This window comes from Streptomyces sp. NPDC002889 (assembly GCF_042888425.1).
Classification (GTDB): domain Bacteria; phylum Actinomycetota; class Actinomycetes; order Streptomycetales; family Streptomycetaceae; genus Streptomyces.
Genome location: NZ_JBIAPT010000014.1, coordinates 161695 through 178875, shown reverse-complemented (window position 1 = coordinate 178875; position 17181 = coordinate 161695). Strand labels below are relative to the sequence as shown.

Here is a 17181-nt window from a genome sequence, read left to right as displayed (position 1 = left end):
TGTCACCCCTTCCGGCCGGCGCGCAGAGTCGACACCAGGGCCTGGTCCCGCTGGTTCATCACGCCGTGGACCTTGCCCATGAACTCGCCGGAGTCGAGGTACAGGTCGCCCTCGAAAGTGCCGCCGCCCGTCGGTGCGCTCGCAATGCGGGTCAGCGCGTTGGCCTGCGTCGTGGTGAACACCGGCTCAGGCCGGCCGGTCCCGTTGTAGGCCAGATTCATGCCCGGCTGCAGGTAGCCGCCCGAGTCGAACTTGCCTGGGCGGTACCCGTACACGTCGTTGAAGAGCATCGACATCGCTCCTCGAGCGCGCTTGCCCACCACGACCCCCTCGCCACCCCGGCTCTCCACATTCACCTTGCCAAGCGTTCCGGCCGTGTGCCCGACGCCAGCGTTCGTGATGCCCACGGTGAACGGCGACTTCCCGTTGAGCACCCAGCCGGGCGGGGCAGTCCTCCCGGAGAACGCGCCCGTCGCCCAACGGCGGGTGTGCGGGGAACGGCCCTCGAGGACGTTCTGAATCGCCGACATAAAACCGGAGCAGTCGTAGCCGGCCGGGCCGACCCCGCCCCACAGATACGGCTTGCCTGCCTGGCTCTTCGCCCAGGTCAGAGCCCGCTGAACCTTCGGGCCGCCGATACCGCCCGCACCCTTCTTGTCGGCCTCCTTGCTGTAGCCGAAGATGCTGTCGAGGATCTTCTTTGGAATGCGGCGAAGCATGCGCCCCAGGTCGGTGTCCGCGCCGGGAAATTTGGCCAGCAGTGGGTTCACCACACCGTTCAGTCCGGCTCGGGCCGACCTCTCGAGCGTGTCCCCGATCCAGCTCGCCGCGTCCTTTGCCTTGTCCCAGGCGGCGGAACCCACCCCGGAAGCGGTCTTGCCGATCCAGTCGAAGATGCCGCCGGACGCGAAGCGCTGCGTGGTGTCGTTGCCGCCGAGCGCGGGCGCCAGGGCGGCCTTCACTCCGGTCGCACCGCGGGACGAGGCGATCCGGTTCATCGTGTTGACGAACCCTGCACCGACCGCACGCGTCCACTCGGGCCGCATGATGGCCTCGCCGCCGGACAGCTCGAGCCCACCACCGGTCGGGGAGACGAACCGGTGGATGTCCTTGCCGGGGCTGTAGCCGGGCAGGACACCGCCCGTTGCCCAGCCCTTGGTCTTCATCGGATCGATCTTCGGAGCACCGAAGGCTCCAGCGATCATGTTCCAGGTCGGGACGATGCCCGCGTTGTAGATCTTGTCGATGATGAAGCGGACCGGCACCTTGGCGATTTCCTTGACCTGGGTCCAGGCCTTCTCGATGAAGCCCTTCGCGTCGTCGAAGGAATCACCGACCGCTTTCACGCCCTTTTTGATGTTGTCGAATGCAGGCTTTAGCGCTTTGTCCCACAGCCACTTGCCCTTGTCGCCGATCCAACCGAGCACGGGCTGGACATAGTCGTCCCACAGTTGCTGGATCTTGTCACCGAGCAGGCCGATGCCCACCTTGATGAAGTCCCACGCGGGCTTGATCTTCTCCCGCCACAGCCACTGCGCCTTGTCACCGATCCACGTGAAGACAGGCTTGGCGTACTTGTCCCACAGCTCCTGAACCTTGTCGCCAACAAGCTGGAACCCGGCCTTCATCAAGTCCCACGCGGGCTTGATCTGGTTCTGCCAGAGCCAGACCGCCTTCTCAGCAATGAACCCGAACACCGGGCCCAGGACGTTCTCCCACACCCATGTGGCGATTGCGGCCAGAGCCTTGAACGCCAGGACGAAGGGCACGATGAGAATCGTCAGGACGATCGTGGCGAGGATCCTCGCCGCCGCCCCGATAAAGCTGAAGACCGGCGAAAGGATCGTGTTCCACAACCATGACGCGGCCGTGCCGACCGCCTGGAAGGCAATCACCAGCCCGGAGAAAATGGGCTTCAGGACGTTGTTCCAGACGAAGAGAGCCGCCGTCTTGATGCCCTCCCAAGCGGCATTGACGATGTCGCGGAACCAGCCCCAGTTCTTGTACGCGTAGATGACCGCGGCCACCAGGGCGACGATCGCGATAATGATCAGCGTGATCGGGTTCGCGTTCATCACCAGGTTGAAGGCGATCATCGCGAGCGTCCACAGCTTCGTCGCCACCCACACCGCGTACAGCAGCTGGATCAACCAAGGCAGATTCTCCGCGATCGAGCCGATAACCCGCGCAACCGCACCCAACGTCAGGTAGAGAATCGTTGCGGCCGGAGCCAGCGCCTTCGCTACCTGCAAAACGGCGCTCAACATGTCCCGCAGCGCACTGGCGAGGATCGGCGCCATCTCTGCGGAGTAGGACAGGAATTTCTCGAACTCGGGGCTGCCCTTCAACCCGGTCGCCCAGTTTGCGAACCGGCCGGTGATCCGCTGCATCGTCGCCGAGATGGAGTCCATGTGCGGCAGGAAGGCCTGGACGATGCCGGCCATCCCTTTGAAGATCCGGCCGAAGGCGATACCGAGGCCCTCAATGGCGGGGCCGACCGACCCGGCCAGATCCTTCTTGAATGACTTCCACCACGGCGACTTGAACCCCTTGGACGCCCTGTCCTGCAGGAGCCCGATCGCCTTCGCCGCGGCCAGCACGAACGGAGTCAGCCCCGGAAGGCTGTTCTTGATCCCGTTCAGCGCCCGGGTGAAGATGGGCATCACCGCAGGCTGAAGGCTCTTCGACCAGTCGCCGAAGGCAGATTTCAGCGATACGAAGGCATTGAGGGTGCCCCGCGCCGCAGGGGTCAGCTTCGCAAGCGCGGCCTGGTACTTGGCCTGTGCGATGGCAGCCTGATCCACGCCCCCGGCCGCGGACTGCGACGCGGAGGCAATCTGACGCTGAGCAGAGGCGATGCTGTCCGCCGCCGACTGCTGCGCCGCCACCAAAGAGTCCTGGGCGCGAGCGACCGAGCGAGCGCCGTCCTCCTGAACCTTCGAGACGTTCCTGGACGCTTCGGCAACCTTCTGCTGCGCCTCGGCAATCGCCCGCTGATTCGCAACCTGCTGCTGCGCCGCCTGCGCCCGCGCCTTGCCCAGGGCCTTCTGCTGGTCAGCGACATTCCGCTCAGCGTCAGCGATGCGCTCCTGCGCGGTACGGACCGTCTCCGAGCCTTCGACGCCGGCCTTGTCCGCAGCCTTCTTCTCCGCGGTGAGTGACTTCGTCTCGGCCTGCTGCTCCTTCAGCCGCTGAACGGCCTGGTCATACGCAAGTTGGGCGCGCTGCTGGTCGACCAGTGAGGCCTTCGACCCGGCAGCCTGCACCGCACGCAGCCGGACCTGCGCCTCCTGTACGGACAGGACCGCATCCCGCTCCGACAGCTGGGCGTTCGTCAGACGGTCTCCGAGCTCCGCCAGCTCCAGCGCCGCATCCTTACGGGCCTGCGTCAGATCCTGCTGAGCCTGCCTGGCAGTCCGCTGTGCGCCGGCCAGCGACTCCTCTGCCTGAGCGACCCGCTCCGCCGCGTCCCGCTGCCGGTCCGCTGCCTGCTGCACAGCATCCGCGAGCGCCTGCTTGGCGGCCTTGACCTGCTGTGCGGCCTGCCCATTGGCCTCTGCTGCCGACCGCACCGCGTCCGCAACCGCCTGCTCTGCCTGGCCGATCTGCCTGGCGGCATTGCGGTGCGCGGCGGCCAGGGCCTGCTGAGCCCCCGCCATCTGCAGGGCCTTGGCCGCACCCTGACCAGAGGCCTGCCCGCCCTTGAGAGAGGCGTTAGTGGCAGCATCCTGGGCTGCCTTCTGTGCCTGCAGAGCACCGGCGATCCCGACGAATGCGGGAACCGCCACAGCAACCAGCGCGCCGACACCCACAGAAGCGGCTACGGCTGCCGAGCCGATCGCCCCGATGCCCGCCGCCAGGACGGGGATAGCGGGGATCACCGCTAGACCGCCGATGGCGACAGCCAGGTGTATGACCGCGGACAGTGCACCAGACGTGTCCACGTTGACACGTACCCGGTTGCCGTCGACTGCCGCCATCGCGGCCCGTACAGCAGCCAGCTGGCTCAGGGCCTCAGCGGTGTCGGCCCTCACCTGCACGTTGGGGTGCTTGGCGCCGAGCCGTGTCAGCTCGGCCTCTATGAGCTTGATCTCGGCTTTGGCGGCGGACGCCTCAATGTCGATACCGATGCGCTTGTTGGCGAGGGTTTCCATGCGGACTCGAAGGGCCTGCAGGTCCGCGTCCGCTTCGCTGGTGTTCGCATCTATGTTGATTTTCGGCAGCGACCGGAACGCCGCCTCCAGACGCGTCTTCAGCGCCCGGGAGAACGCTCCGCCGGTGTCATCACCCTGACGGACGGCAGCAGGCCGAGCAGCTCGCCCGCCCTGCGTGATACCGTCCCGCATCGCCCCACGGATCTCCGCGGTGATGCGGGCGGCGATCTGCTGGCCGATCTGCTGGCCGATGCGGGTCGCCACCGTGTTGTCGATCGCACCGGACATGGCCGGGCCGAACGCCCGGCCAGCCGCGTTACCGGCGTCCTCACCGGCACGAGTGGCCGCCGGCACCAGACCGGCGTTCAGCCGGGCATAGATCCCACGCGTGTTGGGGATGACGTCGACCTCGACCGAACCGACACTGATCGCCACGAGAGCCTCCTCTCGCGCGTCAGGCCGCGCCTCCGTTGATGAGCTGGAACAGCCGCTCCGCAGCCTGCTCGGACATCGGCTCGCGCTGCTTCGACGGACCCACTCCCGGCCGGCGCATCGGCTCCGGGCGTTTCGGCTTGCGGCCCTTACCGTCCGAGTTGGCGACCACGAGGATGTACTCGAGCTGGTGCAGCGAGTCCGTGATCCCCGCGAGGAGCTGCTCGGTCATCGACCAGCGGCCCTCTTCGGGCCGGCCGCTCCGCGCCTGCTGCTCGTAGTCCTCGGACGTCATGGCGTTCCGCAGCGCGGTCATGGTCGCGGACTCGGGCGGCAAATGCTGGATCAGGACCCGCAGCTGCCGCCACGTCATCTCGCCGCGGTGCACGTCGAGCAGGTCACGCTGGTAGTAGCGCCACAGGTCGGCCTCTACCGCCTCCGCGTGGTCCTCGACGACCGAGACAGTCCACTGGACTTTCCCACCGTCTCCCCGGCAGCCTCACCAGCGGAGTTGAGAAACTCGCCGATCTCGTCGTTGGTCGGGTCGAGATCCAGGTACAGCCCGTAGGAGTCGGCGCTGAGGACGCACTCCATGAACTCGTCCATGTCGCCGGCCTTCAGCTTTCGCTGCCAAGACTGGCGCCATGCGCCGGGCGGGACGAGCTCCAGCTTTTCGCCGCAAAGCTCGGCGGTCACGTAGTGGCCGGTGGCTTCGATCTCCTGCGCTTCGGCAGGCGTCACTTCTTTGGTCGCGGTCATGGCGCGGGCCTCCGTAGGTCAATGGCGCGGGCAAGGGAAGAAAGGATGGGCGGGCCGGGCCCGCGCCAGCAGAAAGGCCCGCCCATCCAGCTCAGGACAGCGGATCCGCGGGCGTGACCGGGATCTTGTCGACGTGGTAGACGGTGTTCCCTGCGGCGTCCGGGTACGTGGTGATCACCCACTCGAAGCCGGACATCTCGTCCTGCTTGTACGTGACGTCGCTACGCTCGTTGATCTCGCCCTCGGGGACGTAGAAGCCGCGGGCGTTGTCACCGTCGATGACGAGGAACCAGAACGCCCTGCGGTCCGGCACGGGGCTCGCGGTCTCCGCGAACGACGTGATGTCACCCACCGGCGCGAGGTCAGCCTCGTCGATGCGGTAGTGCAGCGACATCACCGGCAGGCGCGACGTCTCCCACACCGTCAGTCCGAAAGTCCTCACCGACTTGGTGATCTGTGTACGGAAAGGCGAGGTCAGCCCCCAAGGCTGGAACTCCTGCTTGTCCTCGTCCCAGCCGTTGACCAGACCGTCGTCGCTGATCGCGCCCAGCGCCTGCCACGGATCGGTCGGCTGGTCCAGTGGCGATGCGAGAGCGGCCGTGCCGACCGGGGCGACCCAGCCGCCGCCGTTCGCGCCGACCATCGTGAGATCCGCGGCGCGGGTGATTGAAACCATGATGTCTCCAGACATGGAAGAGGCCCGCGCTCGGGCGGGAACTTGAGGGGTCCGGCGCGGGCCCTGGCCGGTCAGGAGACCGGGTGACTGTGGATCGCGTAGGTGGCTCCGACACGGCGGAGCCCGGTGTTCTCGTAGGGGCGCACTGTGGGCCGGCTGATCGTGGAGACCGACCCGAACACGGCAGTCGTCGTCTTCGAGCCGCGCAGCTCTGTCAGGTAGAGGCCATGCACCTCGGCCGCGAGGGCGATCGCCTCGGCCCGGGTAGAGGCGTACACATTGACCTCGACGAGTGCTCGGTCCAGCCGGAAGCCGTCGTCGTCTCCGCCGACGACTTCGATCTGCACCGTGGGCAGTTCCTCGAGCAGGTTGTTGTCGAGCTCGTCACGGACCACCACGCCCGGGGCGACGCGATCCTGTGTCCATCCGATGAGCTCCAGCTCCACATCGACCGAGCCATCAGCGGCCATCAGCGGCCACCCGCCTGGGCAGCGCGCAGCAGGACGTGATGCGCGGGCACCCGCTCCGTGCCGTACTCCACCCAGCGGGCGTAGTAGACGGGGTTCGACACCACACCCACCGGCCGTCGCTTCCGCGATCGGCCCACCGCCTTCTTCTTCACCTCCGCATGCCACGACGCCTTGTAGGCGCCGCTATGCGGATCACCGGGGCCACCTACAGGGGATATCGCCTCGGCAACACCCTTGATCACCTCGGCTCGGCGCAGCATCTCGGAAGCGATCATCGGAGAGTTGAGCAGTTGCCCAACCCCCTTCTTGGACATCCTGAACTTCGCGGGCATCATGACCACCTCGACTCACACAGGGGGCAGGCATGGACGTCAAAGGCGTGCAGGGCAGCGTCAGCTTCGACGGCGACTGGATCACCATCATCAAGAAGGAAGTCGGCCAGCAGGAGCGTCAGTTCCGCATCCGCGCCGCCGACGTCACCGGTACCCGCCTCAAGCCCGCGAACTGGGCCTTCCACGGCTACATCCAGTTCCTCGTCGCCGGGTCAGCACCCGCCGAGGAGAAGAAGGGTGTGTTCCTCGGAGGCCGACCGCCCCACTCGGACCCGCACAGCCTGTCCATCCCCCGCCGCAGCAACGACGCCGCGGCCAAACTGGTGGCAGCCATCGAGCAGGCCCGCGGCTAGCCGGTCACCCGGTCCGCAGCGAACTGAACCGGGCCACTGGTACCCGTGAAGGGACTGCGACCCCAGTCGCCAGGCTCGCCCGTGATGTCGCACACCACGCCGCGGATCCGGACCCTGTCCGTGGTCCGCAGCGCGGTGCCCGCCGGGGCGTAGACCGTCCAGCCGACGATGACCGTGTCCCGCGCCTGCTGCTGATCCCCACCCACCGAAGGCGTCTCGGCCCGCGGGGTGATGACGCAGCCCTTCACATCGAAGGACTCGTCAGGGCCGGGCAGCGGCTGGCCGCGCGGATCCCGGCCCGGCGAAGCACCGGTGCGGATGATCCGCACCGTCTCCCCGTAGGGGTACGGCGCGGGCATCTACACCCACCCCCAGCCAGGCTCGTACTCCAAGCCGGGACCGTAGGTGTCATCGATCGGCCACGTCGGCGACGGGTCAGCCGCCTCGGGTGTCGGATCCACCGTGAACGCGCCACCCCGGCCGGCAAGGCTCTTGAGCGCCGCCTTGTCGGACTTCGTCAGATACAAGCCGCCAGACCCCTGGGGGCGCTGTACGGACATGGGGCCGATCGTCTCGTAGGAGACGCTCTGGGGATTGACGTAAGCCCGGCCGGCCACGGACAGGACGATCGCTGTGGCCTGGTCCGGCAGCGGCTTGACCACCGACTCGGCCAGCGCCACCGCCTGCGTAATCAGCAGATCAGCCCGGTCGCCATCCACCTCATCGAGCCCCAGGTACATGCCGAGCTGCTCTGCCGTCGGGGCTACGAACGCCATCGGAGCCTCCTATCGGGCCAGGGCCTCCACGGCGTCGCACCAGGTATCGAGATCGGCAGTCGGATCCAGTTCGGCACTGCGGGCCTTTGCCCGCTTGGACACCAGCCGGTATTCGACAGGGTCATTGAGGAGCTTCCGGATCACCGTCTCGTACCCGTCGGCGTCGTGCAGGTCGACGAACACGCCAGCCTCACTCAGCGACTCGCACAACCCCGGGGTGGGGTGTGCGATCACGGGGATGCCGCTGGCCATCGCTTCGACGCCAGCCCGGCCCCACGACTCATACGAGGACGGCATCAGCAGCACCTTCGTGCGGCTGTACACCCGCTCCCGCATCTCATGACCGCAGACGTGGTCGACGATCTCCACGTTCGGCAGATCCGGCAGGACCTGCTCCCCGTAGGCGCCGCGGACCGCAAGAAACTCCACCTCCGGCATCCTGCGGGCCAGCTTCTCGAACAGCCGGCCGCCTTTCTCCAGGTTGCAGTTGATCAGAGTGACCTTGTCGCCGGGCTTCGTCCGGTACTCGTCGGCGAACACCGGCGGCCGGACAATCACCTCGCTCCTCGGGCGGACACCCTTCGGATACTCGGCGAAGAATAGCTCCGCCTCGCGGGCCATCCACTGGCTGTTGTAGACCGCCAGCGCCGTGTCCCCGGCAGCCATCTGCCGGAAGCTGGGGAGATGCGTGTTGTGGCACACCACCGCCAGCGGCTTGCCATAGCCGCGGGCCAGAGCGCCGGCCGACGGCACGTTCTCCAGATGGGAGACGACGACATCGGCCTTGCGGATCGCCGAGGCGGCGTCCAGACGGGACTGCAGCGGAACCACCTGCACGCCGTCCAGGTCGTAGTCGGTGCGGTCGTCGGTGTAGCGAGACAGCCACACCGACACCTCGTGACCACGCTGAACGAGGGCCCGCAACATTGAGTGGACCATCCACTCGGCACCAGCGTTATGGCGCGGCGGGTAGCCGTGCAGCCGGGCGACGACCTGCATCGGCGCCCGGCTGCCCCTCCCGCCCTGCGTCACGAGCTGCCGCCCGCCGCCAGGTACTTGACGAACGCCTCGACGTCACCCAGGACGAAGCCGTAATAGGCCTCCGCCAGGAGGAGCACCAGGTTTTCCTGGAACGCGCTGTGCACTCCGCCGTCCTCGTCGATGTACGTCGCCTCGCGGGAGATCCGCACGGTGATGTCCATACCGACGCCGTAGGCGGTCTGCGACCAGTCGCCGCCGATGCCGCGCAGGCCGGTGTCGATGGTGCCCGACTGGCGCCGCAGCTTGCCGGAGACCGAGCGCGAGTAGGCGACCGGCTCACCGACCAGCGTGCCCGCGAGCGCGGCACCGGTACCCGGCTGGGTGGTGTCCACGAAGATGGGGCGGCCGGTGGTGTCGGTCGCACCGAGCAGGCTGGGCTTCATCCGGTGGTCCAGCACAGTGCCGGTGTAGTCCCAGTCGTCGTCGGAGACATCCCGCATACCATCGACGAGGTCGCCCCAGATGCCGCCGTTGGCCTGCGTCGTGGTGCCGATCGTCACGGACTTCGTGGTCTCGGCCAGGTGGTCCGGGAACGGTCCCGTGGCCCCCTTCATCGTCTTGCCGTGGATCGCCGCACGGTCGAACGCGCGGGAGAACGCCGTCGGCAGATCGCGATGCAGCTGCGTCCACAGCCCGGCAGCGTTCGACTGCACGACCTCCATCGCGACCGGAATGAGGACGGCGATCTTCTTGCCGCTCATGGTCTTGATGTCCACGCCGCCGGTGCCCAGAGGCTTCCGGCCAGCCTGCTCGACCCAGTCCGCGGTCGGCACGTCCAGCGGCACCGGCACAGCGGTGGTCGCCGACATCGACAGCGGCACCCGGCGAGCCAGGCTCATCACCGCGGACTGCTCGACGGACTTCTCGAAGATCGGGCCGGTCAGTTGGGGCGGGAGGAACGTCGCATCGACGTCACTCAGCTTGATAGGTGCTGTTGCGACCATTGGAGGGCTACCTCTCTCAGCGGCCCTTCAGGGCCTTGTCCATGAGTCCGGCGAAGATCTGCGCCGGATCGGAAGATGTGCGATTGCCGTTGCCCGATGAGCCCTGCGTGCGGTCCGGACGAGGCGAGCGCGGGCCATCGGGCGCCTTGGCCCAGTGCGGCTTGCGCTTCAGGAGCTCCGCCAGGTCCCGCTTGATGCCGTCGGTGTCGATGGCGCCGTCGTCGTCCACATAGGCGGCGAGGTCGAGGGCGCCAGCGGCGTCCTCTGGATCGGCGAACTCCACCGACGCGAGAGCCTCAACCTTCGAGGCGACCGCGGTACGCACCGCCTTCGCAGCCCGCTCCTCCGCAGCCGTGAGCTGCCCCTGAAGGCGCTCCGCGTCCGACTTCTGTGCGTCCTCAAGCTCCTTCGCCTTCTTGGCGAGGGGCTCCAGCTCCTTCAGGCGCTCACGAAGACTCTTGGCCTCGCTGTTCGCCTTCCGAATCTTGGCCTCGGCGCGCGCCCGGTCGAACGGCTCCTCTTCGGTAACCTCCGCCTCCGGGGCGGTCGCGGTCTCCTGAGGCTCCTCGACCTGCTGCTCTGTCTGGGTCTCTTCGGGCATGACTGTTTCGCCCTCCAGGGGCTGAGAAAGGCCACCTCCAGGGCAGCCATGGTGTGGGTCAGTGAGCGGTCGGCAGCGGATTGCTGTCGTGCTCGGCGAGCGCCCGCCGGAAGAGGCGGAGCTGGTCGCCTGAGTGGCCCTGCGCGTACTCGCGGTACAGGCGGTCCCACTCAGCTGCGTGCGGGGACAGCTCAAAGGCTTGCCCCCGGAAAACCGGGATGATCGTGCAATGGCAGTTGTCGTGGAACTTCACGACCGACGCGTCACCGGTGAAGCGTTCGTTGGCCTCGCGGCCCGCGGTCTGCGCGTTCTTGTAGACCGCACCCCTCGAGGCCATGAGCTTGCAGAAGGAGCAGCCGCCGAGGGCTGCTGCACGGGCGTAGGCCGCGGCGCCACGGTCCCGGTCGACGGCCTCCCGGATCGTCGCCCTGCCCTGGTCGGCCACCAGCTTCTGCGCGACCGCCTGGGCACGCTGCTCTGCCTGGGCGAGCCGTACATCGAAAGGTGCCTGCTCCTCATCCGTGGCCCACAAGTCTTTCGTGGCCCACCTGAGACTGGCCTCCACCTGCTCATCAGGCGGTGCCGAAGCAGGCTGCGCGTCGAACCTTCCGGGAACGTTCGCCGCATCCCGCTGCCCGTCATACGACCGGGCCGCCAGCGTCGCCGACGCCGCGCCGTACTGACCGACCAGGGCCCGCACCGCGTCCATCCACAACGGCAGCGAATCCTGCAGCCGCTCCGGATCGATCAGGCGCCGCAAGCCGCGCAGGTCCCGCACCAGGAAGCGCGTCAACTTGGACTGAGCCGCTCGGAGACGGGCTGCCGCGGGCGAACTGTCAGAGACTCTCGTCGCCATCGTCGGCCTCCGGCTCCTCCGAACCGGTGTCCGGCTCGTCAGCAACCCGCGTCAGGCGAGCCAGGAGCGCATTGCCCTGAGCCCGACGGCGCTCAGCGGCCACACGTCGCCGCTGGTCTTCCGTGAAGCCAGCCATCTCCAGCAGCACTTCGGAGTCCGCGGGAACGATGCCGGCCTGAGCCAGCTTCACCGCGGCATCGGTCTGTGCGGCCAGTGTCGGCGTTGCCGGGTTCCGCCACACCGCTTCGATACGACGAGCCTTGTCCGGCGGCTCGCCGTCCCGCACCCACAGCGCCAGACGCATCGCATCACGATGCGTGGCACCAAACCGGCGGATCCGGCGCTCGGCCTTCTTCACCAGCATCGCCTCGGACGACCGGATGGCGTCAGCGGAGGCCGGATTGTCGCTGGTGTAGCCCAGCATGTGCGGCGGCAGCCCAAGCTGCGTCGCCATGATCCGGGCGTACAGGTCGATGATCTTCGTCTGCCCGGACGGGTCATGGGCGGGGAACTGGCCAACGGTCGGGATGCCACCGTCCTCGTCCCGCTCCAGCGCCACATAGCGCCCCAGGTACGTCTCCCATGCCGCCTTCGGATTACCCTCGGCATCCTGGAACGCCGACTCTGACGCGCCGAGAATGTACCTCTGGGGCGCCTGGAAGAACTCGGCACCGACCTCCATGCCCATCAGCCGGCGGCAGGCCGCATCGGTGATGCTCATGACCTCGGGCGTGATCTCGCTGCGCCCAATCCGGTCCGCAGTGCGTTGCCTGTTCGCCATCCGCAGCACCGGCGGCATTCCGAGACGATGCTGGTCCCGGTCGATGACCTCCCAGCCACCATTCGCCTCGACCGCGAAGATGGTTTCGTCCGGCATGTAGAGGCTGACCAGACGCTCGTCGGGCGCGAGCCCGAAGTCGAACCGGTCCAACGACTCCCGAAGGGCGAACCGGGGAATCCGCAGGCGGGCATCCCAGTCGAGGGTCATGTCCAGCGGAGACTCGAACGTCACCAGCGGAGGCGCATCCGGATCATCCGCCGACCCGACCGTCACGTACTCGCGGCCGTAGGTCAGGGCGTCCAGATGCCCCAACGACGCCTCATCGAACCAGTCATTCGCCTCGGCGATCTCATCCAGCTCCCGGCCATCCGAGCCATCGGCCCAACGGAACGCCTCCAGGTCCAGGCGCTGCTCCAGCGCCTCGACGCCGATCCGCGGCCAGCCGATGACCGTATGCAGGCCCTGTAGCTGGGGCGGGATGCTGATGCCCAGGTCCCGGACCAGCTGCTCGCCGTTGAAGTACGCGTCCAGCAACTCCAGCTTGAACCGCTGATTCATCAGATCCGACCGCAGCATCGTCAGGATCTGCAGCTCGTCATCCGACAGCCCCAGCAGGGGAAGAGTGGGAGTCGTCACCGCAGCACCACCACCCGTCCCTTGCCGCGCACCGTCGGGCGCTTCGCCCAAGCCGAGCTGTTCATGACCATGCGGCGGAGCATCCGAGCCCCGATCGCGCACACCGCCAAGTCGACCTTCCGGGCCGACTCCCGATGCTCCTTACCGATCGTGTAGCCCCAGGCGTTCGTCCGCCGGCGAGCGTTCGCGATGTGCTGCCGCAGCACCTTGTGGCCGTCATGCGTCAACTGCCGCTCCAGCACATCTCGGTAGAACCGATCCACAGCCTCTGTGAAGGTCTGCTGCCGTCGCCGGTCGCGCATGTCCCACATGACGGCGTGCTGGCCGTGCCCCGAGACGACAGCCTTCAGCTTGAGTCGCTTGCCGTACCGCTGCGCCCACGCATCCACGTAGCCGTCCCAGTACCGCTCACCGTCCGCCTCGTCGAAGCCGGAGCCCGGGTCGGCGAAGAACGCGATCGGCTTGTACGTGGCGAACACCTGGTCCACCACGCCGTCGACCTCCTCGCGCGGCACCCGCCACGGCACGTCCTCCGGCCAGTTCGCTGGCCGCTGCCACACCCCCAGCGTCTGCAGATGGCCGTCCGACAGGCGGCAGCCCACCAGGCCCGTCGCGTCGTCCGACTTGGAGCCATCGAAGAACAGCACCAGCTCATCACCGGGCTGCAGCTCGATGCCCTCATGCGGACAGGCATCCCACTCGTAGCGGGCCAGGAACGCGTCCTCGGACGCCGTGATCTGGTTGAACCAGAACCGGCGCGACCGACTCGGCGGGTTACGGACGTCGAGGATCGACGCCTTCAACCGCTCAATGTCCAGCCACACCGAATCCCCACGAACCGCCTTCAACGTCGGCTCGATCCACGCCTCCGTCAGCTTCGCCTCAGCCGGAGCCTCCAACGAGTCGTAGAACAGGCCGACATCGGACGCCCGGCCGGCTTCCGCCGCCTCGAACGCCTCCCGGGTCCGTTCCGCTACCGAGTCCTCGCCGGGCTCGAAGGCGTTGGTGTTCGCCAACGTCCTCGAGGCGCCATCCGCAGACTTGGTCGCGTTGCGCTCGATGACCGCGGCCATCTCGTGGCCCTGGTTCGAGTCCAGCCAGTGGTGCGTCTCTCCGAGGTTCACGGCCGTCGGCCGGCCGCCCTCAAGCGCCCGCGGCGAGCTGGTGACCGCCTCAATCCGAGCCCGGCCCTTGTCGGCGTAGATGATCTCCTTGCCGAGGTCGATCCGGAACTCCTCGATCGCCCGCTTCGTCAGGATCGACGGGAACAAGGTCATGGTGTTCCGCGTCTGGTCCTGGCTGACCGCCGCGATCTGCACCCACGCCGCCGGATGCTGCACCCCGAGCGGCTGCCCGGCAGGAACACCCCACTCATTGCCCTCCTCCGCGACCTGCCCGAACCGGCACGGGCCGACGAACTCGAACGCGCTCCAGGTGGCGATCAGAGGGTCCTTGCCCCAGCCCTTCAGCCGCTGGATCACGCCGTCCCGCCACAGGAACCGGTTCGTCGCCGAATCCATCGCGTACCACCACAGCGTCAGCCGAGCCTGCTCCGCCGTGTACCGCCACGGCGTCCCCGCATAGTGCTGCAGGTACATCGCCGACCAGGCCAGCGCATGCCAGCCCAGCGTGTACTCCGGCAGCACGAACCGCCCATCAGGACCGCGCTTCCACGTCGGACCCAGCGTGAACGGAGTGACGACGTCAGGGACTTCCTCCTCAGCCACCGATCGAGGCACGGTAGTCGGCGATAGCCGTCACGGACGCCGGTACCGCAGCCGCGGCCGGCTTCCGCTCCAGTTCGATCCGGGCACGGCGCCGGTCGCCCTCGGTGGTCAGCAGGCTGCCCATCACCGAGTTCAGGGCCGCTACCAGCTGCCCATTCGGTGGCCGATCCGTCTGCAGAGCCCGCGACATCAGCTCAGCCGCATACCGGGCGACCGCCCAGTCCGACGGCTGATAGAACGCGGCCTGACCCGAATCACGCAGCGACAGGTACCACCCGGTGGCGATGTCATGCCAGTTGGGATCCGGCTCCGGAAGCTCCGGCAGAGCGGACGGCGGGCCAGACGGCGCTTTCACCAGTTCCGGGCCATCGTCCTTGTTGCGGCGGCGGCGCTCCTCCGAGCGCTTACCGATTGGACCTCGAGTGCCCATAGCGACCTCCAGGGTCAAGACGCACCACCAGGGCGCGAGGGGCGGGAAAGGAACCCCGCCCGAGGCGCCACCAGGGCGTCAGACCAGCGAGGCAATCACACCGGCCGCATCGCGCAGCTCGGCAAGCTCAAGCGGCGTCCCGGACACCCGGTCGCCGACGATGATGTACCGGCGATCCGAGTACACCTCGACCGCCAACTCCCCCTTGCGGACCCGGCGCCCAGCAGGCACCTCGCCGCGGAACCACAGATGCAGACCAGTCCCAGACCGGCCGCGCTCCATGTACGTAGGAGGCAGCGCATCCACGATCCGCTGCGCCCACGGCAGGATCCGGCCGGCCTCGACCGCGTGGTCCAGGTCGACCACGACGATCCGGTCCGAGGCAGTCAGTACGAAGCCCACGCCCTCGCCGGCCTTCGCCGATGCCGCTGTGGCGAAGTCCGACCATGTGGACGGGTCGTTGACCGCGGCGAAGCGGCCGTCCACCCGAAGCGGAACCTTGCGCGAGCTGTAGCGGACCCAGCGGGCCCGACCGGACAACTCGCAGGGCACACGCGACGCCTGATCGGCCGCCACCCGTTGACGCTCGGCAGCCCGGCGGGCCCGGTACTCGGCCTGCCGGCATGCCGACGAGCAGAACCGGGCGTCGGTCCGAGCCAGCAGTGGCATCGGGCCGGCGCAGCGGTCGCACTCGGCGCGGCGGGTCGTCGTCATGGGTCCAGTCTACGCCTGCCGCGTTACGGCTACAAGCGTCTGACCAGCACTGATGGAGCGGACGCGGTCGGGCTGGCGGTGCGACCTAAGCGAACGCTCACACGTCGCCGCAGGTCAGCGGCCTAGGGAACCCGTACAGAGGGCCAGGTGCTATACGGCCCCGATCGCTAAAAGATCATGATCATGGGTATCCCCCCAGGTGATCATGGTCGAGATGATCAAGGGTTGAGATCGTTTGGATCATGGATCCACGCATGAGCCACAGTTCAGTGAGGCCTGGCTCCAGGCTGATCGCCTGCTGGCGATGAGCGACGCAAGCAAGCTCCGCTTGAACCGCGATCGGTACGACGACGTCGCACTCGGGACACTGGACGTGCAGCATGCAGGTGGCTGCCACCGATCCCCCTTGCCCTACCGCCCACGCCGGCCGACGCTGCCCCTGCTCCCTGGCCATGCCCCCGTTCGCGCCCTATGCATGCGTGCGCAGTAGCCCTTGGCCCTGGGCCCTAGGTACTTGGACAGCTGCCTGTTGCACCTGGTCCAGTCGCCTGGTGTCCCCCACCTGATGCGTGCTGCCCCTGCGCCCTGTCCCCAGTAGCGCCTAAGGGTGGCCGCGTTGCCGCCCTTGCTGCGTCCTCGTGCCACGGTGGATCACTCCTCCTCTGGCGCGGACTCCTGGGGTTCGTCTACCCGCTGGATGCTGGCGACTTGCTCGGCTGGTAGTGCGAGTGCGACGCCTTGATGGTCGGTGAAGATCGCCCATTGACTGGTGACCTCAAGGGTCAGGGTGTCGTCCTCGATGAGGATGTCCCCACGTTGGGCCTTGGTGTGGGTGACGAGGTAGGCCGGCACGGTCTCACCTCAGCCCAGGATGCTGTTCGGGGGGCCGTGTTCTTCCGGGCCGGGGGATTTCACGCTGGGCCTGGTTGCCCTCACGGCTGGACTTCTGGTCGTGGCAAGGGCCACAAACGCCTTGAAGTCCGGTGTCACTGTGGTCATCCGCCTTGGCCAGGATGTGGTCACAGAAGGCGGAAGGCCTGACGTCACAGATCTTGCAGATCGGGTCGCGTTCCAGGATCCGGGCCCGGATCTTTTTCCAGCCGGGCGGCAGTCGCTTGACCCGGTCCGAGCCCTGCCAACCGCCGCTCACTTCAGCCCGCCTCGCAGGTCGGCTTGCGCCTTGGCGATCTCTGCCTTCACCTGCTCACGGAACTGGTCGAAGTCACCTTCCACGTGGAGGCGCACCGGGTATCCATCGGGGTCAACCGGCACCTCGTTAGCGGGGATGTCGATGGTCTCTTCGAAGACGAGAACGGCGCGGGCGCCGACCTGATTGGCGAGGCCTTCGAAGGGGTTAACGGTCTGGGGCTGTTCGTCGCAGGGGCCGAGGACGTAGCGCTGCGGCTGGTACTGGTCGACGACGAGGATGAAGGGCGGCCGGTCGTCTCCGGCGCCTTCGGGGAGTTCGAGGATCTGGATGCGGGCCATGGCGCGGGCTC

At 67.6% G+C, this 17181-nt stretch carries 19 protein-coding genes; 1 reads left to right on the top strand and 18 read right to left on the bottom strand.

All coding sequences use genetic code 11. From position 1 onward, the window contains the following. Nucleotides 1-2: 2 nt before the first annotated feature. The 6 genes from ACFYWI_RS22650 to ACFYWI_RS22625 form a co-directional block, all read right to left on the bottom strand. Entirely contained in the window at nucleotides 3-4589 is a 4587-nt protein-coding gene (locus ACFYWI_RS22650) for a hypothetical protein (RefSeq protein ID WP_389235442.1), read from the bottom strand. Between the two features lie 19 nt (nucleotides 4590-4608). Next, the gene (locus ACFYWI_RS22645) at nucleotides 4609-4959 is read right to left on the bottom strand and encodes a hypothetical protein (protein ID WP_389235439.1); all 351 of its coding nucleotides are present in this window, start codon (nucleotides 4957-4959) and stop codon (nucleotides 4609-4611) included. Between the two features lie 56 nt (nucleotides 4960-5015). Next, the gene (locus tag ACFYWI_RS22640; protein ID WP_389235436.1) at nucleotides 5016-5345 is read right to left on the bottom strand and encodes a hypothetical protein; all 330 of its coding nucleotides are present in this window, start codon (nucleotides 5343-5345) and stop codon (nucleotides 5016-5018) included. Nucleotides 5346-5436: 91 nt separating this feature from the next. Next, on the bottom strand, nucleotides 5437-6021 hold the full coding sequence (locus ACFYWI_RS22635; protein WP_389235433.1) for a phage tail protein: 585 nt from the start codon (nucleotides 6019-6021) through the stop codon (nucleotides 5437-5439). 71 nt (nucleotides 6022-6092) lie between these two features. Further along, nucleotides 6093-6491, bottom strand: a complete 399-nt coding sequence (locus ACFYWI_RS22630; protein ID WP_389235430.1) for a hypothetical protein — start codon at nucleotides 6489-6491, stop codon at nucleotides 6093-6095. Further along, entirely contained in the window at nucleotides 6491-6823 is a 333-nt protein-coding gene (locus tag ACFYWI_RS22625) for an HK97 gp10 family phage protein (protein WP_389235427.1), read from the bottom strand. Before ACFYWI_RS22625 ends, ACFYWI_RS22630 begins: the two co-directional genes overlap by 1 nt. Before the next feature lie 32 nt (nucleotides 6824-6855). On the opposite strand from ACFYWI_RS22625, the gene ACFYWI_RS22620 reads away from it, so the two are divergent. Further along, nucleotides 6856-7176, top strand: a complete 321-nt coding sequence (locus ACFYWI_RS22620) for a DUF4429 domain-containing protein (protein WP_389235424.1) — start codon at nucleotides 6856-6858, stop codon at nucleotides 7174-7176. On the opposite strand, the gene ACFYWI_RS22615 is transcribed toward ACFYWI_RS22620, so the two are convergent. The 12 genes from ACFYWI_RS22615 to ACFYWI_RS22560 all read right to left on the bottom strand — a co-directional run bounded on the left by ACFYWI_RS22615 (nucleotide 7173) and on the right by ACFYWI_RS22560 (nucleotide 17170). Beyond that, on the bottom strand, nucleotides 7173-7535 hold the full coding sequence (locus ACFYWI_RS22615) for a hypothetical protein (RefSeq protein WP_389235421.1): 363 nt from the start codon (nucleotides 7533-7535) through the stop codon (nucleotides 7173-7175). The genes ACFYWI_RS22620 and ACFYWI_RS22615 overlap by 4 nt on opposite strands. Next, nucleotides 7536-7952, bottom strand: coding sequence for a hypothetical protein (locus tag ACFYWI_RS22610; protein ID WP_389235418.1), 417 nt, complete (start codon nucleotides 7950-7952; stop codon nucleotides 7536-7538). 9 nt (nucleotides 7953-7961) lie between these two features. Beyond that, nucleotides 7962-8891 carry a glycosyltransferase family 4 protein gene (locus tag ACFYWI_RS22605; RefSeq protein ID WP_389235415.1) on the bottom strand — a complete coding sequence of 310 codons (930 nt, stop codon included), beginning with the start codon at nucleotides 8889-8891 and terminating at the stop codon, nucleotides 7962-7964. 89 nt (nucleotides 8892-8980) lie between these two features. After that, nucleotides 8981-9937, bottom strand: coding sequence for a phage major capsid protein (locus tag ACFYWI_RS22600; RefSeq protein WP_389235412.1), 957 nt, complete (start codon nucleotides 9935-9937; stop codon nucleotides 8981-8983). Nucleotides 9938-9953: 16 nt separating this feature from the next. Continuing rightward, the gene (locus ACFYWI_RS22595) at nucleotides 9954-10538 is read right to left on the bottom strand and encodes a hypothetical protein (RefSeq protein WP_389235409.1); all 585 of its coding nucleotides are present in this window, start codon (nucleotides 10536-10538) and stop codon (nucleotides 9954-9956) included. A 58-nt stretch (nucleotides 10539-10596) separates the two neighbouring features. Next, entirely contained in the window at nucleotides 10597-11316 is a 720-nt protein-coding gene (locus ACFYWI_RS22590) for a hypothetical protein (RefSeq protein WP_389235406.1), read from the bottom strand. Nucleotides 11317-11374: 58 nt separating this feature from the next. Next, a complete protein-coding gene (locus ACFYWI_RS22585) occupies nucleotides 11375-12811 on the bottom strand; it encodes a phage portal protein (RefSeq protein WP_389235403.1) in 1437 nt (478 codons plus the stop codon). Continuing rightward, the gene (locus ACFYWI_RS22580; RefSeq protein ID WP_389235400.1) at nucleotides 12808-14538 is read right to left on the bottom strand and encodes a terminase; all 1731 of its coding nucleotides are present in this window, start codon (nucleotides 14536-14538) and stop codon (nucleotides 12808-12810) included. The genes ACFYWI_RS22585 and ACFYWI_RS22580 overlap by 4 nt, the downstream gene beginning before the upstream one ends. Continuing rightward, entirely contained in the window at nucleotides 14531-14986 is a 456-nt protein-coding gene (locus tag ACFYWI_RS22575) for a hypothetical protein (RefSeq protein WP_389235397.1), read from the bottom strand. Before ACFYWI_RS22575 ends, ACFYWI_RS22580 begins: the two co-directional genes overlap by 8 nt. A 60-nt stretch (nucleotides 14987-15046) precedes the next feature. Beyond that, nucleotides 15047-15682 (bottom strand): bifunctional DNA primase/polymerase, encoded by a 636-nt coding sequence (locus ACFYWI_RS22570; RefSeq protein ID WP_389235394.1) that lies wholly within the window; start codon nucleotides 15680-15682, stop codon nucleotides 15047-15049. Between the two features lie 651 nt (nucleotides 15683-16333). Further along, nucleotides 16334-16534: a hypothetical protein gene (locus ACFYWI_RS22565; protein WP_389235391.1), complete on the bottom strand. Its 201-nt coding sequence runs from the start codon at nucleotides 16532-16534 to the stop codon at nucleotides 16334-16336. Between the two features lie 294 nt (nucleotides 16535-16828). Further along, nucleotides 16829-17170: a hypothetical protein gene (locus ACFYWI_RS22560; RefSeq protein WP_389235388.1), complete on the bottom strand. Its 342-nt coding sequence runs from the start codon at nucleotides 17168-17170 to the stop codon at nucleotides 16829-16831. Between the last annotated feature and the right edge of the window lie 11 nt (nucleotides 17171-17181).